At 68.4% G+C, this 22,172-nt stretch carries 18 protein-coding genes and 2 pseudogenes; 6 read left to right on the top strand and 14 right to left on the bottom strand.

Translation table 11 applies throughout. From position 1 onward, the window contains the following. Position 1: 1 nt before the first annotated feature. A complete protein-coding gene (locus tag ABIE00_RS02380) occupies positions 2-658 on the bottom strand; it encodes a GntR family transcriptional regulator (RefSeq protein WP_354256254.1) in 657 nt (218 codons plus the stop codon). Between the two features lie 32 nt (positions 659-690). Here ABIE00_RS02380 and ABIE00_RS02375 point away from each other — a divergent pair, with 32 nt between their 5' ends. Then, positions 691-1,485 (top strand): carbon-nitrogen hydrolase family protein, encoded by a 795-nt coding sequence (locus ABIE00_RS02375; RefSeq protein WP_354256252.1) that lies wholly within the window; start codon positions 691-693, stop codon positions 1,483-1,485. Here ABIE00_RS02375 and ABIE00_RS02370 read toward each other — a convergent pair. The 3 genes and pseudogenes from ABIE00_RS02370 to ABIE00_RS02360 form a co-directional block, all read right to left on the bottom strand. Beyond that, positions 1,482-2,286 (bottom strand): annotated as a pseudogene (locus ABIE00_RS02370) (putative hydro-lyase). The gene ABIE00_RS02375 and the pseudogene ABIE00_RS02370 sit on opposite strands and share 4 nt — an antisense overlap. Then, positions 2,283-3,644 (bottom strand): MFS transporter, encoded by a 1,362-nt coding sequence (locus ABIE00_RS02365; protein ID WP_354256250.1) that lies wholly within the window; start codon positions 3,642-3,644, stop codon positions 2,283-2,285. Before ABIE00_RS02365 ends, ABIE00_RS02370 begins: the two are co-directional and overlap by 4 nt. 339 nt (positions 3,645-3,983) lie before the next feature. Next, positions 3,984-4,658 carry a GntR family transcriptional regulator gene (locus ABIE00_RS02360; RefSeq protein WP_354256248.1) on the bottom strand — a complete coding sequence of 225 codons (675 nt, stop codon included), beginning with the start codon at positions 4,656-4,658 and terminating at the stop codon, positions 3,984-3,986. A gap of 104 nt (positions 4,659-4,762) precedes the next feature. On the opposite strand from ABIE00_RS02360, the gene ABIE00_RS02355 reads away from it, so the two are divergent. The 4 genes from ABIE00_RS02355 (at position 4,763) to ABIE00_RS02340 (ending at position 9,647) form a co-directional block, all read left to right on the top strand. Continuing rightward, positions 4,763-5,521, top strand: a complete 759-nt coding sequence (locus ABIE00_RS02355) for a LamB/YcsF family protein (RefSeq protein WP_354263242.1) — start codon at positions 4,763-4,765, stop codon at positions 5,519-5,521. A 64-nt stretch (positions 5,522-5,585) separates the two neighbouring features. Further along, positions 5,586-7,283, top strand: a complete 1,698-nt coding sequence (locus tag ABIE00_RS02350) for a 5-oxoprolinase subunit B/C family protein (protein ID WP_354263241.1) — start codon at positions 5,586-5,588, stop codon at positions 7,281-7,283. Positions 7,284-7,286: 3 nt separating this feature from the next. Next, positions 7,287-9,077, top strand: coding sequence for an ATP-binding protein (locus ABIE00_RS02345; RefSeq protein WP_354256246.1), 1,791 nt, complete (start codon positions 7,287-7,289; stop codon positions 9,075-9,077). 387 nt (positions 9,078-9,464) lie between these two features. Continuing rightward, positions 9,465-9,647: a hypothetical protein gene (locus tag ABIE00_RS02340; RefSeq protein WP_331575490.1), complete on the top strand. Its 183-nt coding sequence runs from the start codon at positions 9,465-9,467 to the stop codon at positions 9,645-9,647. A gap of 93 nt (positions 9,648-9,740) precedes the next feature. On the opposite strand, the gene ABIE00_RS02335 is transcribed toward ABIE00_RS02340, so the two are convergent. From ABIE00_RS02335 to ABIE00_RS02290, 10 genes and pseudogenes are all read right to left on the bottom strand, one after another. Beyond that, positions 9,741-10,238 (bottom strand): SRPBCC family protein, encoded by a 498-nt coding sequence (locus tag ABIE00_RS02335; RefSeq protein WP_354256243.1) that lies wholly within the window; start codon positions 10,236-10,238, stop codon positions 9,741-9,743. A 13-nt stretch (positions 10,239-10,251) separates the two neighbouring features. Continuing rightward, the gene (locus ABIE00_RS02330) at positions 10,252-10,596 is read right to left on the bottom strand and encodes an ArsR/SmtB family transcription factor (RefSeq protein ID WP_354256241.1); all 345 of its coding nucleotides are present in this window, start codon (positions 10,594-10,596) and stop codon (positions 10,252-10,254) included. A 33-nt stretch (positions 10,597-10,629) separates the two neighbouring features. Beyond that, positions 10,630-12,432, bottom strand: a complete 1,803-nt coding sequence (locus tag ABIE00_RS02325; protein ID WP_354256239.1) for an FAD-dependent oxidoreductase — start codon at positions 12,430-12,432, stop codon at positions 10,630-10,632. A 20-nt stretch (positions 12,433-12,452) separates the two neighbouring features. Beyond that, entirely contained in the window at positions 12,453-13,304 is an 852-nt protein-coding gene (locus ABIE00_RS02320; RefSeq protein ID WP_354256236.1) for an aldo/keto reductase, read from the bottom strand. After that, the gene (locus ABIE00_RS02315; RefSeq protein WP_354256234.1) at positions 13,301-16,189 is read right to left on the bottom strand and encodes an oxidoreductase; all 2,889 of its coding nucleotides are present in this window, start codon (positions 16,187-16,189) and stop codon (positions 13,301-13,303) included. The genes ABIE00_RS02320 and ABIE00_RS02315 overlap by 4 nt, the downstream gene beginning before the upstream one ends. Positions 16,190-16,192: 3 nt before the next feature. Beyond that, positions 16,193-16,990 carry a Gfo/Idh/MocA family protein gene (locus ABIE00_RS02310; protein ID WP_354256231.1) on the bottom strand — a complete coding sequence of 266 codons (798 nt, stop codon included), beginning with the start codon at positions 16,988-16,990 and terminating at the stop codon, positions 16,193-16,195. Between the two features lie 91 nt (positions 16,991-17,081). Beyond that, a pseudogene (locus ABIE00_RS02305) lies at positions 17,082-17,357 on the bottom strand (Gfo/Idh/MocA family protein); the annotation flags it as partial. 54 nt (positions 17,358-17,411) lie between these two features. Then, positions 17,412-18,782 (bottom strand): MFS transporter, encoded by a 1,371-nt coding sequence (locus tag ABIE00_RS02300; RefSeq protein WP_354256228.1) that lies wholly within the window; start codon positions 18,780-18,782, stop codon positions 17,412-17,414. 197 nt (positions 18,783-18,979) lie between these two features. Then, entirely contained in the window at positions 18,980-19,777 is a 798-nt protein-coding gene (locus ABIE00_RS02295; protein ID WP_354256225.1) for an IclR family transcriptional regulator, read from the bottom strand. Continuing rightward, on the bottom strand, positions 19,777-20,562 hold the full coding sequence (locus ABIE00_RS02290; protein WP_354256222.1) for an IclR family transcriptional regulator domain-containing protein: 786 nt from the start codon (positions 20,560-20,562) through the stop codon (positions 19,777-19,779). Before ABIE00_RS02290 ends, ABIE00_RS02295 begins: the two co-directional genes overlap by 1 nt. Positions 20,563-20,804: 242 nt before the next feature. Between ABIE00_RS02290 and ABIE00_RS02285 the strand changes: the two genes are divergently transcribed. Beyond that, entirely contained in the window at positions 20,805-22,163 is a 1,359-nt protein-coding gene (locus tag ABIE00_RS02285; protein ID WP_354256220.1) for an MFS transporter, read from the top strand. Positions 22,164-22,172: the final 9 nt, after the last annotated feature.

The raw sequence follows: 22,172 nt of genomic DNA, 5'->3' as shown, positions 1-22,172 counted from the left end.
GTCAGGTGCGGAGAAGGACGTCGCGGGTGACGGCCAGGTGATGGTCGATGGCTTCCTGCGCCTTTGCCGCGTCTCCGGACACCAGGGCATCGAGGATGTCCTGGTGTTCGGAGCACACCTGCTCGCGCCGGCCTCCCGTCCGGAACAGTGCGGAAACCCCGACGACGATCTGCCGGACATGCAGCTTGCTGTAGGTCCTGGAGATGAGCTCGTTGCCCGCGGCGTCAATGAGCTGCTGGTGGAAGAGGGTGTCCAGCCGGATGAACTCCTGCGCGGCCTCCGCACCTTCGTTTTCCGGCAGCCTGGCCTGCTGGTCGAGGGTGTCCTGCATCTGGTCCGCCGGCACGCTCCGGTGCTCAATGACAAGGCGGGCGGCGTGGCTTTCCAGCACGCCGCGCAGCTCCATGAGCTCCGAGATTTCGCGGCCGGTCACCGGCGGCACATAGGCGCCGCGTTGCGGGATGAGTTCCACCAGCCCATCGGAGACCAGCAGCAGCAGGGCCTCGCGGACAGGGGTGCGGGAGACCCCGATCTCGGCGGCCAGCTCCTGCTCGTTCAGGAAGCGCCCCTGCATCTCCGGGTCGGTCAGGATGTTCTCACGAAGGTAGGCGTACGCCTTCTCCCGGCCGGACGCCGCCGTCCCCGAATTTTTTCGCATACATCAGGTATACAACAGAGAAGAGCAGATCCATGCGTTTAGCAGTCGCCCAAATCGTCACCGGCGCCGACCCCACGGCCAACCTCGGGCTGATCCGAGGATACGCCACGCGGGCAAAGGCGGCAGGTGCCGAGCTGGTGGTGTTCCCCGAGGCTGCCATGCGCGCCTTCGGCAATCCGCTGGCCGAGGTCGCCGAACCGCTGGACGGGCCGTGGGCCACAGCGGTACGGGCCATTGCCCGGGACCTGGACATCGCCGTCGTGGTTGGCATGTTCACGCCCGGCGACGGCGGCCGGGTGCGGAACACGCTACTGGTCACCGGGCCGGGGCTCGACGCGTCCTACGACAAGATCCACCTCTTTGACGCGTTCGGATTCGCCGAATCCGATTCGGTGGATGCGGGAACGGCGCCGGTGACCTTCGACCTCAACGGCACCACCATTGGCCTTGCCACCTGCTACGACGTCCGCTTCCCTGCACTGTTCACGGCCAACGCCAGGGCCGGCGCGGCCATCAACATCGTCTGCGCGTCCTGGGGTGCGGGCGAAGGCAAGGCGGAGCAGTGGGACCTGCTGGTCCGCGCCCGGGCCGTGGACAGCACCACGTTTGTGGTGGCGTGCGGCCAGGGCGATCCGGGAACCCTCGGGCTGCCGTCCGCCGACGCCGCGCCCACCGGGATCGGCCACAGCGCGGTGGTGTCGCCGCTGGGTGCCGCGCTGGTGGCACTGGGCGCCAAACCCGAACTGGCCGTGGTCGACGTCGATCCCTCCGTCATCCCCGAGGTCCGGGCAAAGCTGCCCGTACTGGCCAACGCACGGAGCTTCTAGTCCTGCTCCCCTGCCCGCACCCGGTACGCGCTCTCCGGGACATCCGTAATGAACATGTACCCGGGAGCGTGGCTGATGGCGAAGGCCGGCCGGGATGCCATCACGGCGCTCTGCGGCGTTACCCCGCAGGCCCAGAACACGGGCACCTCGCCGGGCCGGATGTCCACGGCGTCACCGAAGTCGGGGCGGGAGATATCGGCGATGCCGAGCTCCCCGGGTGAACCGACGTGCACCGGCGCGCCGTGGACCTGGGGCACCTCGGCCGTGACCCGGATGGCAGTATCCACCAGTTCGGCCGGCATGGGCCGCATCGAGACGACCATCGGGCCGTGGATCCGCCCTGCCGGTGTGCACTCGATATTCGTACGGTACATGGGGACGTTGCGCCCCGTCTCGGTGTGGCGGAGCGGGATGCCCTCGGCGGCAAGCGCAGCCTCGAAGGTGAAGCTGCAGCCGATGAGCACCCCCACCATGTCATCGCGCCAGAGCGGGCGGACATCCTGGACCTCGGCGGCCAGGACGCCGTCTTCCCACACCCGCGTAGGCGGGGATGTCGGTGCGGATGTCGGAGCCTTTGGCGAGGGAACTTTCGTACTGCCCCGCGGGAATGACGTCGATGACCGGGCAGGGCTTGGGGTTCAGCCGGCAGAATTCGAGGAACTCGTCTGCGTAGTCCGCGGTCACGGCGATCAGGTTGGTCTGGGTATAGCCGTCGCTCCAGCCGGAGGTGGGTGTGACCAGGCCGTCGCGGAACTGGCGGCGGGCTTCCGACGGCGGCAGGGTGGCATTCGTCTGGATCATCGGGCTGCGCTTTCGGTAGGTTCCGCCGACGCCCGCAGGTATTCCTCGTCCTCGGCGACGTTTGAGTCGCGGCCGAGGGCAAGGCCCACTACTGTCAGCAGGCAGGCAACGGTGAGGTAGATGGCCACAGGAACCCAGCTGTGGAAGGTGCTCTGCAGCAAGGTGAACATGAACGGTGCGATGGCTCCACCGGCGATGCCGGCGAAGGTGTAGGCCAGGGAGCTGCCGGTGGAGCGGAGGCGCGGGGAGAACTGCTCGACGACGAACGCGGCCTGCGGTCCGTACATGAAGGAGTGGCACAGCAGGCCCAGCACGGTGCCCACAATCAGCATCACCGGGGAGCGGCCTTCCAGCACGATGAAGAACAGGTAGGCCCACACGGCGGTGGCGACTGCCGCGATGCCGTAGACGAGGCGCCGGTTGATCCGGTCGGAGACGGCGCCCGCCAGCGGCATGGTGAAGAGCTGGAGGCCGGAGCCGATGAGAACGGCGACGAGGACCTGCCCGCGGTCGAAGCCGAGTTCCTTCATGCCGTAGGTCAGGGTGAACACGGTGCACAGTGCGTAGAGGACGTCCGGGCCGATGCGGCTGAGCATGGCGGCCAGGAGCGGCCGGCGCTGGGTGGCGAGCAGTTCCCGGATGGGGGCCTTGGGCTGCTCGCCGCGGGCTTCCATGGCCTTGAAGATCGGAGTGTCTTCAAGCTTCAGGCGGATCCACAGCCCGAACGCCACCAGCAGGGCCGAGATCACGAAGGCGATCCGCCAGCCGTAGTCCAGGAATGCCTGCTCGGACAGCGTCAGCGTCAGGACGGCGAGCGCGCCATTGGCCAGGAGGTTGCCGGCGGGCGGGCCGATCTGCGCCGCGGAGGCCCAGAAGCCGCGCCGGCTGGGTTCCCCGAATTCGCTGGAGAGCAGGACGGCGCCGCCCCATTCGCCGCCGACGCCCACGCCCTGCGCGAAGCGCAGGAAGACGAGGATCGCCGGTGCGAGGATGCCGATGTTGCCGTAGGTGGGCAGCAGGCCGATGAGGAAGGTGGCCACGCCGATCAGCATCAGCGTGAAGACCAGGATCTTCTTGCGGCCGATCTCATCGCCCAGCCGGCCGAAGATGATGCCGCCGACCGGCCGGGAAATGTAGCCCACCGCGTAGGTCGAGAACGCCAGCAGGGTGCCGGTCACAGGGTCCGACGCCGGAAAGAAGATCAGCGGGAAAACGATGGCGGCCGCGGCGGAGTAGACCGCGAAGTCATAGAACTCCAGCGCGGTGCCGGTGAGGCTGGCCGCGAACGCCTTGTACATATCCTTGCGTCCGACGGCGGGCCTGTTCACTGCGGCGGCCATTGCGGGTTGATTGGCCATTTGTTCCTCCAGAAAGAGTATGGATGCCCATCCGTTGTGGCACGGATGCGCTGGTGCGCCCGTCTGCCCGGGCCTGCGACGTTGTCAGGGCGCGGGCATTGGGGCTGGTGGCGGCTTCCCCCGGGCAGCCGCCGAAAACGGAGCTTTCTGTTGGATTGTGGAAGTGTTGAACAATCCAACGGTTGACGAACAGGTTACGCGACCTGGATCACACCGTCAAGGGGTGGGATAGCTGCACGGCTTAAGCGCGAACGGACACTTGTGGCCCCCAGGAAGCGTTTCCCGGGGGCCACAAGTGTCCGTTCGCGCCGGATTAGGGGCGCTGGAGGGGGCCGTTGGTCAGGACGAGTGAACGGCGGTCTGGTGCTGCTCCGATTTGTCGAGGTAGGCGAGGAGGCGCCCGGCGGCACGCTCGTACTCCCCGGCCTCCAGCGCCTTGCAGATCTGCTCGTTATCCGGCAGGTAGTCCTGGTAGAAGCCGCCGTCAATGGAGGCCTTGTGGAAGAACAGCCTCATCTCAGCCAGCACCTGCGACATGATGATGTTGAGCCGTTCACTGCCGGCCATGGCTACGAGGGCACGGTGGAAATGCTGGTTGGCACTGCCCAGTCCCTCACTGTCGCCGGCCTCGGCCGCCTGCTTTCCCTCTTCCACTGCGGCCCGCACGGCCGCAATGCTCTCGGCACTGCCGCCGCCCCGGACGGCGCTGACTTCGATGGCGCGCCGGACGGCATACACGTCATGGATGTCGCTGGCTTCGAGGCTTGCCACAAAGACGCCGCGGTTGGGCAGCCGGACCACCAGCCGCTCGCTGGCGAGTTCGGCAAAGGCCTCGCGCACGGTGTTCCGGGAAACCCCGAGCTCTTCGGAAAGGGCTTCTTCCTTCAGCTTCGAGCCGGGCAGCAGCGCACCTTCGGCAATCTGGAGGCGGAGTTCGCTGGCCACGCGCGCGGCCACCGATGGCACAGCAACGCGGAGACGGGATGCACCTGAACTCGGATTCACTGTGGCCATACACCGAATTTACACGAACCACCCACAATCGGATTGTTGAATTGTTGAACATTTCCGCCGAAGGGTGCATCCTTATCTAAGGACAAGTTGAGATGAGGGTCACAATGCACGCAATAGATCTGAACAGCGACGTCGGTGAATCCTTCGGGCGATGGAGCCTGGGAGACGACGCCGCCATGATGGCCTCGGTATCGAGCGCCAACGTCGCCTGCGGGTTCCACGCCGGCGATCCCAGTGTCATCCGGTCCACCTGCGAGGCGGCCGCCAAGTCCGGCGTGGTGGTCGGCGCCCATGTGGGCTACCGCGACCTGGCCGGATTCGGCCGGCGCTACATGGAGGTCGACCCCCGCGAACTGGCCGACGACGTCGTTTACCAGATCGGCGCCCTGCAGGCATTGGCCGCGACGGCCGGCACCAAGGTCCGCTACGTGAAGCCGCACGGCGGCCTCTACAACGCCATCGTCCACAACACCGCCCAGGCACGCGCGGTGGTGGACGCGGTGAAGTCGGTGGATCCGGGCCTGCCCATCCTTGGTTTGCCCGGGTCCGAAGTGCTGCGGCTCGCCGAGTCCGCTGGCCTCCGCGCCGTTTCCGAGGCGTTCGCAGACCGCGCCTATAACCCGGACGGCACGCTGACCTCGCGCTCGCAGCCCGGTTCCGTGCTGGAGGACCCGGAGGCGGTTGCCGCCCGTGTCCTGCAGATGACCACCGGTGAGGCCATCACCGCGATCGACGGTTCGGATCTGGTGATCAACGCCGAATCGGTCTGCGTCCATGGGGATTCCCCGGGCGCGGTGGCCATGGCCGTCGCCGTGAAGCGCGCTCTCGACGCCGCCGGCATCACCATCAAGGCGTTCGTCTAGCATGAAGCGACTGTCCAGCATGAAGCGACGGATCCAGGACCCGATGGCAGACACCACAGACCACATGCCCTCCGCGTCATCCGCCGCCCGTCCCGGCAGGGTGCGCGCGGTGCGGCCGGTGGGAACACGCACCGTCCTCGCCGTGGTATCCGGAACGCAGGACGTGCTCGCCCTGCAGGCCGCGCTGCTCGAGTCTCCGCTGCCGGGCCAGCAGGACGTCCTGGCCGCCGCCGAAACCGTCATGGTCAGGGCCGAATCCCCCGCCGCTGCACGGCGGATCGGGCAGGCCCTCCTGGAGCTCGACCTCACGGCACCGGCGGAACAGGCCGGGGGCCTCGTCGTCATAGACACCGTGTACGACGGCGAGGATCTCGCCGAAGTGGGGCAGCTGACCGGCCTCGGTGCCGATGGCGTTGTTGCAGCCCACACCGGTCAGGTCTGGACCGTTGCCTTCGCGGGATTCGCACCCGGCTTCGGCTACATGGTGGGCGAAAACCAGGCGCTGGAGGTTCCGCGCCGGAGTTCCCCGCGCACCGCGGTCCCGGCAGGATCGGTGGCGCTGGCCGGCAACTATTCGGCCGTCTACCCGCGCAAGTCGCCCGGCGGCTGGCAGCTGATCGGCCGCACCGGAGCCAAGATGTGGGACCTCGACCGCCCCGAACCCGCGCTGGCCAGCCCGGGTCACCGGGTCCAGTTCCGCGCCGTCCGCGACGTCGTCACGCTCAACCCTGAAAGCTCCGACGAAGCAACACAGGAGAGCCGGCAAGCCGGCGGCCAGCAGGCATTCCCGGCAACCACCTCGGGACTCCGTATCCTGTCGCCCGGAATCCACAGCCTCATCGAGGACCTTGGCCGGCAGGGGCATTCGGCCTTAGGCGTCTCCGCTGCCGGAGCGCTGGACCGGGCCTCGCTCCGCCGGGCCAACCGCCTGGTCGGGAACGCGCCGTCCGCGGCCGCCATCGAGACCGTGGCCGGCGGGCTCAAAATCCAGGCCGTCGGCGACCAGGTCCTGGCCGTAACGGGGGCGCCGTCGGCACATAACGTCGTGACGCCGTCGGCCTCCCCCGACGAGGAAACCGGCACAGAGGATCGGCAGCGCACCGTTCCGGTGGCCGCGCCGTTCGCCCTCCTGGACGGCGAAATCCTGACCATCGGGGTTCCCGACGCCGGCTTCCGCAGCTACGTGGCGGTCCGCGGCGGCATCGATGTCCCGGAAGTGCTGGGCAGCCGCTCCACGGACACGATGTCCGGGATCGGGCCGAAGCCGCTGGCGGCCGGCCAGCTGCTGCCCTCCGGCGGCGCGGCCGAGTCCGGCGTTGTGGGCAGTCCGGAAATCCAGCCCGACTACCCGAGCAGCGGAATCACCGTGCTGGACATCGTTCCGGGCCCGCGCGCGGACTGGTTCGACCAGGCCGCCCTTGACTCCCTCTGCGCCCAGGACTGGACGGTCAAGCCGGAGTCCAACCGCGTGGGCATGCGGCTGCAGGGAACACCCCTGGAGCGCAGCCGCACGGGCGAGCTGCCCAGCGAAGGAACGGTGGCGGGTGCCATCCAGATGCCGCCGGAGGGCCTGCCCGTCCTCTTCCTCGCCGACCATCCCATCACCGGCGGCTACCCGGTGATCGGCGTGGTAGTGGACCACCAGCTCGACCTGGCCGCGCAGGTCCCGATCGGCGGGAGGATCCGCTTCCGCATCGCCCCCAACACAGACTTCACCCGAACAGACGTCACACGAACAGACTCCACCAAGAAAAGCGAGTAACTGATGCACAAGGTCCTTATTGCCAACCGCGGCGAAATCGCCGTCCGGATCGCCCGGGCCTGCGACGATGCACAGCTGGCCTCCGTGGCTGTGTATGCAGACATCGACGCCGACGCCATGCACGTTTCCGCCGCTGACGAGGCGTTCAGCCTTGGCGGCAACTCCCCGGCGGACACCTACCTGAACATCGGGAAGCTCCTCGGCGCGGCTGCGTCTTCCGGGGCGGATGCGGTCCATCCCGGGTACGGCTTCCTGTCCGAGAACGCGGACTTTGCGCAGGCGGTGTTGGATGCCGGGCTCGCGTGGATCGGGCCGTCGCCGGAGGCCATCCGCCAGCTCGGCAACAAGATCACGGCCCGCGAGATCGCCGTCCGCGCCGGCGCCCCGCTTGTCGCCGGCAGCGACGGTCCGGTGGAGTCCGCCGCCGAGGCCCGCGCCTTCGCGGCGGAGCACGGGCTCCCGATCGCCATCAAGGCAGCGTTCGGTGGCGGCGGACGCGGGCTGAAGGTGGTCCGGAACCTGGAGGAGGTGGAGGAGGCCTTCGATTCCGCAGTGCGCGAGGCGGTCGCAGCGTTCGGCCGGGGCGAATGCTTTGTGGAGCGCTACCTGGACCGGCCGCGCCATGTCGAAGCACAGGTGCTGGCCGATACCCACGGCAACGTCATCGTCGTCGGAACCCGGGACTGCTCCCTCCAGCGGCGCCACCAGAAGCTGGTGGAGGAAGCCCCGGCGCCGTTCCTTAGCGAGAGCCAGCGGACCCAGATTTACGACGCCGCCAAGGCAGTTTGCCGGGAAGCCGGCTACTCGGGTGCGGGGACGGTGGAGTTCCTGGTCGCCGCCGACGGCACGGTCGCCTTCCTCGAGGTGAACACGCGGCTGCAGGTGGAACATCCCATCACCGAGGAAACCACGGGCATCGACCTGGTCCAGGAGCAGTTACGGATCGCCGCAGGAGAGCGGCTCCGCCACACCGAAGATCCGGCCCCCCGCGGCCATGCGTTTGAATTCCGGATCAACGCCGAGGACGTGGGGCGCGGCTTCCTGCCCTCCCCCGGCACCGTCAGCGGGTTCACCGTACCTACCGGCCCCGGCATCCGGCTGGACACCGGAGTCCGCTCAGGTTCCTTCGTGGCGCCGCAGTTCGACTCGCTCCTAGCGAAGCTGATCGTCACCGGCGCCGACCGCCAGCAGGCGCTGCGCCGCGCCCGCCGGGCCCTGGCCGAAATCAGCATCACCGGAGTGGCCACCGTTCTCCCCTTCCACCGCGCCGTGGTGGAGGCTCCCGACTTCACCTCCGAGACCGGGCTGGATGTCCACACCCGCTGGATCGAGACAGACTTCGCGGACAGCGTCCCGGCCGATCCCGATTTCAGCCCCTCCGGCCCGGAAGGCCGCCGGCGCACCATCACCGTGGACGTGGACGGCCGCCGGCTTGCCGTTGGGCTGCCGGCTGACCTGCTGGACGGCTGGGCACGCTCGGGCCAGGCGCTTCCCGGCGGTCTGGACGCCGCAGCCGCCGGCTTGTCCGACGGCGGCCCCTCCGACGGCGGTTCAGGCGATGGCGCTGCCCGCGCCGCCGACCCGGCGGAACTCCGCGCCGCCATGAGCGGCACCGTGGTGAAGTGGCTCGTGGAGCCGGGCGCCGAAGTGACCGCCGGCGATCCCGTGGTGGTCCTGGAGGCCATGAAGATGGAAACCAGCGTCCCCGCCCACCGGGGCGGCGTTCTTTCCGGCGTGGCCGCCGGAGCCGGAGACCTGATCACCTCCGGCTCGGTGCTGGCGGTGATCCGCTAAGCCGGGCACGGGGGCCAACAGTAACGAGGACGACGGCTGACTCCGGCGCCCCCACCCTGCGCGAACGTACACTTGGGGCCCTCGGGAAGCGTTTCCTGAGGGCCCCAAGTGTACGTTCGCGCGGAGGGGCATGTGTCAAACCTCACCCGCCATTTGGGCCGTTTCCGGTTGAAAAGCCTTCCCGCGCCTGTGCATCATAGAGTGAAGCCTGCTTGGAATACGCTTTCCGACACGGGCTTAGAAGTTCAAACACAACAAAATCCTGGTGGACGCAATGAGGCCAAACCGGTGAGCTCGTCGAGCTGCCCCCGGCCTCCGAGCGTTCCTGGGCTGTCCTGTTCCGCGGCATCGCATAGGCGCCTTGCCCAGACACGAAAGCACTGAGAAATGACCTTTGACAACGCTGAATCAATGACGATCAAGATCTGGGACCGTTCCGCAGTGGACCACACACTGGAGTCGCTGGTGCACGATTTTTCGAGCCGGGCCAACGCCCACAAGAATGACGTTGCGGTCCACCTGACCGGCCCGAACACCTTCACGCTCAGCCTGAACACCGCGGGCCTCTAGCCAGCACCCGGATAGCCAGTACCCCGGACAAAACGCAAGAGGACGACGGCGGGACATTCCCGCCGTCGTCCTCTTGCGTTGTGCCCGAATAAGTCAGGCGCGGGCGGGCTCGGCCAGGAGGGCGTCGATCTGTCCGGCAGCCTCCCTCATTCCCTCTTCCATGCCCATCTCCATCATCTGGTTCATCTGCTCTTCGGACTCGAAGACGGAGTGGACGGTCATCCGGGTTCGCCCGCCGATGTCCTCGAGGGTGACCGTGGCGTGCGCGCTGCCCATGGCCTCCACCGGTGCGCCGTTGTCGTCAGCGAAGCCTTCGTCGAACTCGAGACGGTGCGGCGCCTCGATGTCGGTGATGCGCCACCAGCCGTATCCCTTCTCACCTTCCGGTCCGGTCATGTAATACGAAGCCTCGCCGCCGGGGGTGAATTCGTACTGGCTGAATGTTGCCGGCCAGGTGGGCGGGCCCCACCAGCGCTCGAGCTGCCGCGGGTCTTCCCAGATCTGCCAGACGCGTTTCACGTCGGCGTCCAACTCTGCCACGAGGACGAAGCTGAGTGCCTCGGGATTCTTGGTGGAACTGATGACCGTCATTGCCGGACCCTTCCTATTCTTCAGTGAGTTCTTCAGCGAGGATGTCTGCGATCCGGGCGACGCGCTGCCGCCAGATCGCCTCGTACTCGTCCAGCAGCCGGCGGGCCTTTTCCAGGCCGTCATGGTTGCCCCGCACGATCTGCTCCCTTCCGCGCTTCTCCTTGGTGACCAGGGAGGCGCGTTCCAACACCGCCACGTGCTTTTGAACGGCGGCAAAGCTCATGGCGTAGAGGGCCGCCAGGCCGGTCACCGAATACTCGCCCACCGTCACCCGGCGCATGATGTCCCGCCGGGTGGTGTCTGCGAACGCCTGGAAGAGGCGGTCGAGTTCGGCATCGCTAAGCTGATCTACAACCATTTGGTTGTAGGATATGGTCCGGCAGGACGGGTGTCAATGGGCTGACTTCTCAGCGGTTTCCGCCGGCACCGTCCCGTCGTCCTCGTACTCGACGGCGCCGGCGAGGTCGCGGCCGGCGACGTATCCGAACGCGAGGGCCGGGCCGAGGTTGATGCCGCCGGCCGGGTAGTGCCCGCCCATCACGCTGGCCTGGTCGTTGCCGGCGACGTACAGCCCCGGGATGGGCCGGCCGGCGCCGTCCAGGGCGCGGGCGCGGCCGTCCACGTCCAGCCCGGCGAACGTGCCGAAGCTGCCCGGCACCACGCGCACGGCGTAGAACGGGCCCTTCTCGATGGCGCCCAGCGATGGGTTCGGCGTCACCGTGGCGTCACCGCCGTACCGGTTGAAGGACGTGGAGCCGCGGCCGAAGTCGGGATCGACGCCGTCGGCCGCATGGCGGTTGAACCGCTCCACCGTTTCCCTCAGCCCGGCGGGATCGATGCCGCAGCGGGCGGCAAGTTCCTCAAGCGTGCGGCCCTTCTTCAGGTAGCCGGACCGCAGGTAGGGAAAGAGCGGGACGGGCAGCGGCTTGGCCATGCCCAGCGGGAAGCGACGCACAAAGCGGGAGTCGGCGATCTGCCAGGCCTCCGCTTGCTCCCCCGCCGGCGTGGCCGCCAGCATCGCGGCCACGTAGTCGTAGTACCCGTTGGCCTCGTTGACGAACCGCTTCCCGCTGCGCAGGACGCCGATGCTGCCCGGCTTGGCGCGGTCCATGATGTGCGGGAAGGTGCCGGTGCGGCCGTTGCGGTACGGCACCAGCGACACCGGGCACCACGCCGCCGCGGATTTCACGTCGCTCCGGAAGCGGGCGCCCACCTGCTGGCCCAGGCTGATGCCGTCGCCGCTGGCCTCGGCAGGCGCCAGCGTCCAGTGCTCTCGCCCGGTAGGCGTGTGCGGGAACAGCTCCTTCCGGCGCTCCATATCCTGCGGGAAACCGCCGGCGGCAAGGACCACACCGCGTGAAGCATTGATCTGCAGCTCCCCTTTGGGGGTTCCGACGACGGCGCCCGTCACCGCGCCTGCCCGGTCGGTCAGCAGGCGCCGGGCCGGCGTGGAGACGCGGATGTCCACGCCGAAGCGGTCTGCCGAGTGCAGCAGCCTGCCGGTCAGGGCCGTGCCGTTGACCAGCTGCATGTTGCGCCGGTGTATCAGCAGATCCAGCATGTGCCGGCCGAAGCGCCAGCCCGCATGGAAGATCCCGCGCGGATTGCCCCGGGACGCGGACAGGAATTTGGACAAGTCCGGTCCTGCCATGATGCCCATTCCCAGGAACGAGGTCTCGTACAGCTGGTGCCGAAGCTTGGCGCGCACCTCGGGACGGATCCGCCGGGCGTTCATCGGCTTGGGCCCCACCGAGCGGTGCCCGGTCCCGGCGCCGGGAAGCCCGCCGTAGATGTCGTTGATCCTGGCGCCGGGGACGAACTGCAGCGACGTCTTCTGGTGGAAGAAGCCCACCATGTGCGGCACGGCCTCCAGGAACGCGTCCACCCTGTCGGCTTGGTAGTCGGCCCCCAGGACGCTGCGGAGGTAGGTCCGGAAGGACTCCTTGTCCTCGGTGACGCCGGCAGCCCTGGCCAGCGGATTACCAGGCGCCCAGGCCCAGCCGCCCGACCATGCCGTGGCGCCGCCGCACACGTCCGCCTTTTCCACCACCACCACTTTCAGGCCGTGGTACGCCGCTGTTACGGCGGCGGCCAGGCCACCCGCGCCGGAGCCCACCACCAGGACGTCGCAGCTAAGGGCGTCGCAGTCAAGGGTGTCGGCGGTGGGTGTTGTTGCATCAGTCGGGAAGGTCATTTCTTGCTCCAGTGGTTCTTTCAGTGTCCGAATTGGTCCGAGTCGAGCCGCGGCGGCGCGCCCGTGTCCAGGGCGTCGATGCCGGCCATTTCCGCCTCGGTGAGCGCGAAGCCGAAGACGTCGAGGTTTTCGCGCTGCCGCCGGCCGTCGGCGGACTTGGGGATGGCCACCCGGCCGGACTGGACCTGCCAGCGGAGGACCACCTGCGCCGGCGTCTTGCCGTGCGCCCCGGCGGGGCCCGTGACGGCCGGGTCCGAGAGGAAGCCGCCGCTGCGGCCCAGCGGGCTGTACGCGGCGGTGAGGATGCCGTGCTCCCGGTGGAAGGCCAGCTGCTCCGGCTGCTGGGTTTCGGGATCGATCTGGACCTGGTTGAGCGGTGTTTCCAGGCCTGCCGCCTGCAGTTCCCGCAGGTGGGCCGGCTTGAAGTTGGAGACACCCCAGCACCTGATCAGCCCCTCACCGGCCAGCTCAAGGAGCTCCTCCGCCGCCTCGACGAACCGGCCTTTGGACGGATTCGGCCAGTGGACCAGGAAGAGGTCAAGGTATTCGGTACCGAGCCGCCGGGTTGCCGCGCCGAAGGCCTCACGCACACCCGTCCTGCCATGCCACTGGCTGTTGAACTTGGTGGTCAGGAACAGGTCGCCGCGGGCAATTCCGCTGCGGCGGATCCCCTCCCCCACGGCCTCCTCGTTGCCGTAGTTTTCGGCTGTATCGATGTGCCGGTACCCGTTGGCGATGGCGCGGGCCACCGCGTCGGTGGCCTCCCCGCCGGTCATCGGCCAGGTGCCCAGGCCGATCAGGGGAATGACGACGCCGGGCGCCGGTTCCGCCGTCGTGCTTTCCAGCGCTTCGCTTTCCAGTGCTTCGCTCACTTGGTTCCTGCTTTCTGGAAGTTGTCCGCTTCCTGCAGCACCCCGTCGGCTGCAGCTTTGAGCTTCCGTGCCCAACCGAGCTCCCCCAGCCGGGCCACCGTGGTGTCCGACGGCACCTCCACGCTCACCGGAACATCGGCGGGGAAAACATTGACCAGGGCGGCAAGGTCGAAGCCGCCTTCCCCTGGAACACCGCGCTCCGAGCGGGACTCGGCCACCAGCGCCGCACGGTCAGCCGGATGCGCGGCCGGCCCGTCGCACAGCTGCAGCATCGGCACCAGGCCACGGTTCGCCACAAGGTCCTGCCACTGCACGGAGCCCCGGACGGCCCCGAAGCGGTTCAGGTGGAGCGCGTCCGCCACGATGCTGCAGCCCGACGTGCGGGCCAGCGCCACCGCGGCGGGGATGGAGTTCACTGCCTGGTAGGAGATGGGTTCCAGCGTGGGGACGATTCCGTGGTTGCGGCCGTCCTCCGTCATGCGCGCCAGGGTGTCTGCGAGGCGGGCAGTGTCGGGATCGGACGCGGCCACCGTCAGGGAGGCCGCACCGAGGGCCTGCCCGGCCGCCATCATGGCCAGCCACGCGTCGCGCTGGTCGGTGCCGTCCAGCAGCAGGAACTCGATGTCGCGGACGGTGACCCCGGTGTCGTCCATCCGGGCCAGGGTCTCCCTCAGCATCGGCGACCCCGGCTGCAGGTCGTAGGGCCGCTCGTTCGGCGTGACGGGGCGGACGCGGGCGCCGATGAAGCCGAAGCCGGCTTCCCGGGCGATGGTTACCAGCTGCGGCGGGGCGGTGTTGAGCAGGGACAGCTGGGCCAGGCCCAGCTGCCGGCGCGGTGCGGTCATGATGCTGCTCCGTTCATGCTGAGTTCGAGGGGTCGGGACGGCGAGTGCCGCGGCGATGCGCTGCGCGGCGTCATACCCGCTTTTCACCGCGTTGGAGGCGATGGCCGAGGCCTGGTCCACCACTGTTCCGGCGTACGCCACCGGCACGCCGGCCGCCCGGGCCAGGCCTGCCTCGCGGCGCTCTGCGGGGACGGAACCGTCAAGCGGCAGCACCGAACGGGACACCAGCAGGCTCCCCGGGGCGTCCAGCCATTCCCGGGCGGCCCCGTTCGGGGACGTGCCGGCGATCCGGATCCGGCCGCCGTCGTACTCCTCGATCGTGGCACCCAGCCGGACCCGGACCCGGGGATTCTGTTCGAGCCGGGGCACGGCAAGGATCTTGGCCCGGCGCCCGGATTCGGGCGCGAGGACCTCCTGCTGCCCCACCAGCAGCACCGCGGTGCCGCGGTCCGCGAGGGTGTCGGCCAGGCTCATCGCCACCGAATCCGCACCCCAGATGGTCACGGCGTCCGGGACGCCGCCGCCGTTCAGCACTTCGGGGTGGGCGGCGAGCCAGTCGCGCACGTCCGTCACGCCGGGCAGATCGGCGCCGGGAAAGCCGGCGCCGGGCCGGGTCCCGCCGGTGGCCAGCACCACGGCGTCGGCCCCGGTTTCCCGGACCAGCGTCCCAACGTCGCTGGGATCCACCCGGCTGCCCAGCCGGACGTCAACACCCAAGCGGTCGTTCTCGGCGGCGGACCAGTCGGTGAAGCGGTGGAAGTCCGGCGTCGACTTCATCTGTTCGGCGAGGGAGAACTGCCCGCCCAGCCGGGCACCGTCGTCGAGCACGGTGACCTGCGCACCTGCCAGGGCAAGTTCCCGGGCGGCGGTGAGGCCCGCCGGGCCGGCGCCCACCACGGCCACCCTGGTGCCCGGCTTGACCGCCGGCGTCGGAACGGGAACCTGGGAGCGCCCGACGGCGGGGTTGACGGTGCACGTGACCTGCCCCTGGCCGAGGGTATCGATGCAGACGTTGCAGGCGATGCATGGACGGTACGCCTCACCGTGCAGGACGCCGCCCACAAAGGCGGGGTCCGCGTGGATGGCGCGGGCCAGGCTGACGAAGTCGCAGACGCCGTCGCCGAGGACCTCCTCGATCACGGCCGGGGAGTTCAGCCTGCCAGCCATGCCCAGCGGAAGCCCGAACTGCCGGTACGCCGCGGCGTAGTCCCGGAGCAGGCCCGGTTTCCACTCGCCGGGCTGCACGATCCATTCGCCGGCGTCGTAGCTGCCCGCGGACAGGTCCAGGAAATCCAGCCGGTCAAGGTGCGCTTTGGCCATGATGGCCACCTGCTGTTCTGCGCTGATGCCGCCCGCCGGGCCCTCCACGACGGACACCCGCACCCCCACAATGGCGTCCGGCGCCGCCTCCCGGACGGCGTCGATGACCAGGTTCAGGAAGTGCTCCGGGGCGGCGAACTCGTCCGTGCGGTGGTTGGAGATGGGCGACATGAACTGGTGGATCAGGTAGCCGTGCGCGCCGTGGATATTGATCACGTCGAAGCCGGCGGCCACGGCCCGGCGGGCTGCCGCGGCGTAGGACGCCACCAGGCCGTGGCATTCCTCCGCGGTCAGTTCCAGCGGCACTTCCCCGCCCGCCACTGCGCACGGCACCGGCGACGGCGCCACGTTCTTGTGCCCGGACACGGCCGTCTGGGCGGTCCGGCCGCCGTGGTTAAGTTCGACGGCGGCCAGCGCACCTTCCGCGTGCAGCGCGTCGGTGAGCCTGCGCAGCCCGGGAACCACGGCGTCGGTGTGCAGGCCGAGCTGGTGGGTGCGGCCCTTGCCGTCGGCCCGCACGTAGGTGGCTTCGGTGGTGACCAGTCCGAGGCCGGCCCTGGCCCGGGTGACGAGGTAGTCGATGTACTGCTCGGTGATGTGCCCGTCGGTCGTCCCGTAGTTGCGTTCCATCGGGGCGGAGGCGAGCCGGTTGCGGAGGGTCCGCGGCGTGCGGCCGTTCCGGCCCAGGGTGAGCGGGCGGGCAGCGTAGCGTTCCGTCATGGCCTAGCCCGCCGCTTCCGCCGGAACGCGGGTTTCGGCTGAAACCTCGACGTCGGCCGGCACCTTGACTGCCGACGGAACCTGGACGTCCTTGAAGCGGACGGGCCGCCCGGTGCGCGAGGACTCGTAGACCGCCAGCAGGATCCGCAGCGATTTGAGGGCGTCCTTGCCGGTGATGGCGGGCTCGGTGCCGGCGTCCAGCGCCTGCACGAAGTCGCGGACCTGGCTGGTGTGGTGCGGAATCAGCTGGCCGTTGATGGTGGAGAGATCGACGTTCGGCTCCACGCCCTCCGGATGGACGGGCTCCACGGCGATCTTCTCCCCGACGGCCCACAGGTCCAGCCGGCCGTCGCTGCCCTCGGGAAACTCTGTCAGCGATGCCGAGGCACCCGTTTCGCCCGTGATCCGGAGCTGGATGCCCAGGTTGGGGGACACTGCCGTCGACGCCTCCAGCGTTGCCATGGCGCCGGAGGTGAAGGTGATGACCGCAGTGGCGGAATCCTCCACCTCGATGTAGTCGCCGTGCCTGAAGGTGTTGACCTTCCCGTAGACCTCCGCCACGTCGCCGAGGTACCACTGCAGCAGGTCGATCTGGTGGATGGCCTGCGTCATGAGGACGCCGCCGCCGTCGTTCTCCCAGGTGCCCCGCCACGCGTCGCGGGAATAGTATTCCGGCGCGCGGTGCAGCATCACCGAGCACTGGGCCATGAGGGGCCGGCCCAGCGTCCCGTCGTCGATGGCGGAGCGGATCTTCTGGGCGGCCGGCCAGAAGCGGCGCTGGAACAGCGCCCCGAACTGCACGCCGGCCTCCTCGCACGCCTCCACCATGCGCCGCGGCCGGCTCGAGCCGTGTGGCGATCGGCTTCTCGCACAGCACGTGCACCCCTGCTGCCGCAGCCTTGAGCACCACCTCTTCATGGGTGGGGTGGGGCGTGCAGACCGAGACGATGTCCACGCCCAGCGCCAGGAGCTCGTCCACGGTGTTCACCGCGTTCGGCACGTCCCAGTTCCGGGCGGTGGCGCGTGCCCGGTCCATGTCGATGTCGCACACCCCCACCACCTGCACGTTGTCCAGGGCGCCGAAGGCCTCGAGGTGGTTGCGGGAGATGGCGCCGCAGCCCACGATGCCGGCTCGGTACGTGCGGGGGGCGGTTGATGGCGGGGTCATGGTTCCAACTTTCTTTCTGAGAGGGGCGAGGTGGTTCTGAGCGGGGCCGGGGCGTCAGGCGGACATCCGGCCCTGGCGCGGCAGGCCGAGCTCCTCGAGCGGTGTCTTGTGTGTTTCGCGGGCCGTGGCGATGGCGACCGCGGAGACTGCCAGGCAGGCCACGGTGAAGACTGCCACCGGAATCCAGCCGCCGGGACCCGGCTGGGCCAGGACGGTGGCGATGGCGGGAGCGAAGCCCGTGAGGATCAGGCCCACCTGGCTGCCGATGGCCATTCCGGAGTAGCGGACCGGCGCCGGGAACATCTCGGGGAAGAAGACGGTCCACACACCGTTCCAGCAGGAGTAGAAGACGGACATGTTCAGGAAGCCGAAGACGAAGATCAAGGCGACGTTGTGCTCGCTGATGGCCCAGAAGTAGCCGAACGAGGTGACGGCGCAGCCGAGGGAACCCACCAGGAGCACCTTCTTGCGGCCGACCCGGTCCGAGATGATGCCGGCCAGCGGGATGGTGAACATGGACAGGCCTATGGTGACGGCGTTGACGGTAAGCATGAGGGTCCGGTCCAGGCCGATGCCCTTGCCCGTGGCGTAAGCCAGCGCATAAACCGTGAAGGTGGTCTGCATGACGGAGAACAGCATCACGAGGGCCACGCGCAGGACGTCGCGCCACTGCGTCTTCAGCACCTCGGCTGCCGGGATGCCGTTGGGCTTCTTCGCTTCCACTGTCTCCTCGAACACGGGCGGCTCCTCAAGCCGGGTGCGGATCCAGTAAGCGACCAGCAGCACCACAGCGGACAGCCAGAACGGGACGCGCCAACCCCAGCCGAGCAGCTGCTCCTCGGGAAGGGCGGCGAGGGGAATGAACACCACCGTGGAGAGCACCATGCCGGAGGCGTAGCCGGTCATCACGAAGCTGGTGAAGAAGCCGCGGCGTCCTTCCGGGGAGTGCTCCATGGTCAGGGTGGACGCGCCGGCGGACTCGGCACCGGCGGAGAATCCCTGCGCCAGCCGGCCCGCCAGGAGCAGCGACGTGGCCCAGTAGCCGATCTGGTCATAGGTGGGCAGGAAGCCGATGCCGATCGAGGCCACGCCCATGATCACCAGCGTGATCATCAGCGCCTGCTTCCGGCCGATCCTGTCGCCGAAGTGGCTCATGATGACGCCGCCGAGGGGCCGCGCAAGATAGCCGACGCCAAACGTGGCCATCGCGCCAAGCAGGGCCACCACCGGGTCTCCGCCTGGGAAGAAGATCTTCGGGAAGACGAGCGCGGCTGCCGTGCCGTAGATGAAGAAGTCGTAGTACTCCAGCGTGGAGCCGAGGAAGGAGGCCAGGGCGGCCTTCCGCGGGGTCTTCGCCGGAAGGCTCTCCGCGCGTTCCAGGACGGCGGTCTCCACGGCGGGGGTTGGGGGCTGGACAGGTCCCATAGGTTCTCCTCATTGAGTTTCCAGGGCGGCCGGCACCGAGGTTGGTGGGGGCCGAAGGGTTGAGCCTGCACCGTGTCAGGTGGCTGTCGCTCTGGAGGAAAACACTAGGAGCAGGGACAAGCGCTGCGGCGAAATTTCCCGTTCAACGGGACGGCGGTGTGCCGCAGACGCGCCGGGTAGGCCGTTAAGCGCCGACGTCAGGTGCCCTGAAGCCAGGGCCGTGTGCCGTACGGGCGGCGCTCTGCGCCCATGGTCCGGGACAGGCCGCGGCCTGCGGCCACCAGGACCGGAAGGACCACCTTCGGGTCCTCGTCCGCCGTCGGAATTACGACGGCGATCGCTCCGATCACGCTGTTGCCCTCGCCAAAGACGGGGACGGCGTAGGCAGTGTTTTCCTTGACCAGGACGCCGGCCATGCGGACGTACCCGCGCTCGCGGATCAGGGCGAGCTGGGCGCGCAGCCGCACCGGGTCGGTCTCCGTGGCGGCCGTGGTTTTCTCCAGCGGCCCCGCCAGGAACCGCTCCTGCACGTCGCGGGGCATGTGCGCCATCATGGCCATGCCGGAGGATGTGTTGTGGATCAGGAGCCGGCCGGCCACAGCGGCCAGGTTGGTGGCGGTGCCGTGCCGGTCCAGCTGTTCCAGGTAGAGCACGGTGCCGGAACCGACGTCGGGAATGGAGAGGGAGACCTGCTCACGGACAGCGGCGTGGACGCCTTCGAGGAACGGAAGGCCCCGCCGCCGGAATTCCTCGAGCGGGTTGCTGCGTGATGCCAGTTCCCACATCTTCATGCCCACGCCGTAGTCCCCTGCCTCACTGCGGTTCAGCAGCCCGCTGTCCACCAGATCGTTGGCCAGCCGGTGGGCGGTGCTGCTGGACATGCCGGTAGCCCGGGCCAGTTCGCTCAGCGACATCCGCGGCCTGCCCTTCGAAAAGGCATCCAGGATCTTCACCACGCGCTGAATGACGGATTCGCCGGAGGGCGAGTTGGCCATCAGGCCCGCCGCAGCCCGGACGCGTCCCCGCCGTAGTCCAGGCCGATCTGCCGGGCTGCCTCCTGCAGGCCCGGCACCACGGACTTTTCAATGTCCTCGGCAGGTGACCGGTGCGTCTGCAGGGAAACATTGACGGCCGCCACCACCTCGTGGCCGCGGCACACCGGCACCGCCACGCCGCGCAGCCCCTCTTCCAGTTCCTGCGAGACCATGGCCCACCCTTTGGACCTGGCCCGCTCGATTTCAGCCCGCAGCTGCTCCAGGCTGGCAACGGAGTGCTCGGTCAGCTTCTGCAGCCGCACGGTTTCGAAGTAGGCCTGCAGATCCGCCTCAATCAGGGCGCCCAGCAGCACGCGCCCCATGGAAGTGGCCCACGCCGGGAACCTGGTGCCCACGGTGATGGTCACACTGAGCAGCCGGGGCGAGGGCACGCAGGCGACGTACACGACGTCGGCCCCGTCCAGAATGCAGAGGGACGTGGTCTCGTTCAGTTCGGCAGCGAGCGCCTTCAAGTGACGGTCTGCAATGGCCGGAAGCTCGAGGTTGGCCAGGAAGGACCGCCCGATGTCCAGCGAGCGCGCGGTCAGCTCGAAATGCGCCCCGTCCGCCCGCAGGTAGCCAAGGTCGGCCAGGGTGAGAAGGAACCGCCGGGCGGAAGCCCGGGTCATATCCGCCGCCGCGGCCACCTGGGACACGGTCAACCGGGGAGTGTCCGGGGTGAAGGCACGCAGCACGTCAAACGCCTTCTCGACCGATTTCACAAAGTAGGCCGGCTGTTCGTCCATGAGCTCCCTGCACCTCCCGGCAACCTCCAGCGATGACCGCCCGGACGTATGGAAGCTGCGCACTGTTCCTGACGTACCAAGAATACGGGCCGCCATCCGGCCGGGTGCGGACAAACAAAACCGGATTGTGAGCAGCTTCACTCTGCGCTATCCTTTTTCTAGTCGCATATCGCACGGCTGTTCGCGATACGCACAAATCAACAATTCGGACCCCGTCTTTCAGTGCGGAAGGACCCCTTGCAATGACCGATCTCGCCCCCACCCAGACCGCTGAGGCGAAGCAGTACCAGCTCAAGCGGGCCAAGAAGGCCGCCCTCGCCGCCTTCCTTGGCGGTGCGCTGGAGTACTACGACTTCTTCATCTACGCCACCGCGGCGTCACTGGTCTTCTCCAAGATCTTCTTCCCGGCGGGCGATGCCACCGTCGCCCTCATCGCCTCGTTTACCACCTTCGGCGTGGCCTACGTGGCCCGCCCCTTCGGCGCCGTCGTCTTCGGCCACCTTGGGGACAAGATCGGCCGCAAGAACACCCTCGTCCTGACCCTGGTGCTCATGGGATCGGCCACGTTCCTGATCGGCGCCCTGCCGGACTTCAACACCGCCGGCTACTGGGCCCCCGCCCTGCTGGTGCTCCTGCGTCTCATGCAGGGCCTGTCAGCCGGCGCGGAAACCGCCGGCGCCTCCGCCCTGTCCACCGAGGAGGCTCCCGAGGGCCGCCGCGGCTTCTTCGCGAGCTTCGCCATGAGCGGCATCTCCGCTGGCATCGTCCTGGCTTCGCTCGCGTTCCTTCCCGTGGCCGCAATGAGCGAGGCGGACCGCCTCGCCTGGGGCTGGCGCATCCCGTTCTGGCTGTCCCTCGTGGTGCTGGTGGTCGCTTACCTGGTCCGGCGTTCCCTCGAGGAGCCCGAGGTCTTCGAGGAAAAGCACGATCACGGCGAACTGGTGAAGCTCCCCTTCGCCAAGATGTTCAAGACCCACCCGGCGCAGTTCTTCCAGGTTGCCCTGATGTCCTTCGAGACCGTCACCAACACCTTCATGCAGTCCTTCGGCCTGGCTTATGCCGTGTCCGTCGGCGTCCCGGCGTCCACCATGCTGTGGGTAAGTATCCTGGGCAACGTCATCGCCATGTTCAGCCAGCCGCTGCTGGCCCATCTTTCGGACCGCTTCGGCCGGCGCCCGGTGTTCATCGCAGGCGTCCTCGGATCCGGGCTCATGATCTTTGTGTACTTCTCCGTTATCTCCACGGGCAACATCCCCATGATCTTCCTCGCCAGCACCGTGATCACCGCCGGCACGTACTCCATGTCCAACGCGATTTACCCGGCCTGGTTCTCCGAGCTGTTCAACGTCAAGGTCCGCTACTCGGGCATGGCAATCGGCCTGCAGGTCGGCATCCTCTGCGCCGGCTTCACGCCGCTGCTGGGCACCGCGCTGGTCGGCGCGGACAAGGCCAACTGGGGTCCCCGCCGCCTGGATCGTCGCGGCCTCATCCCTGCTGGCTGTGGCCGGTGCGTACTGGGCCCGCGAAACACACAAGACCCCGCTGCGGCAGCTGGGCAACCCGGTCAAGTAGCACCCAGCGGAGCGCGAACTGGCAGATAATGCCCTCAA

This window comes from Arthrobacter sp. OAP107, assembly GCF_040546765.1.
In the GTDB taxonomy this organism is placed as follows: Bacteria; Actinomycetota; Actinomycetes; order Actinomycetales; family Micrococcaceae; genus Arthrobacter.
This window is presented reverse-complemented; position numbering and strand designations above follow the sequence as displayed.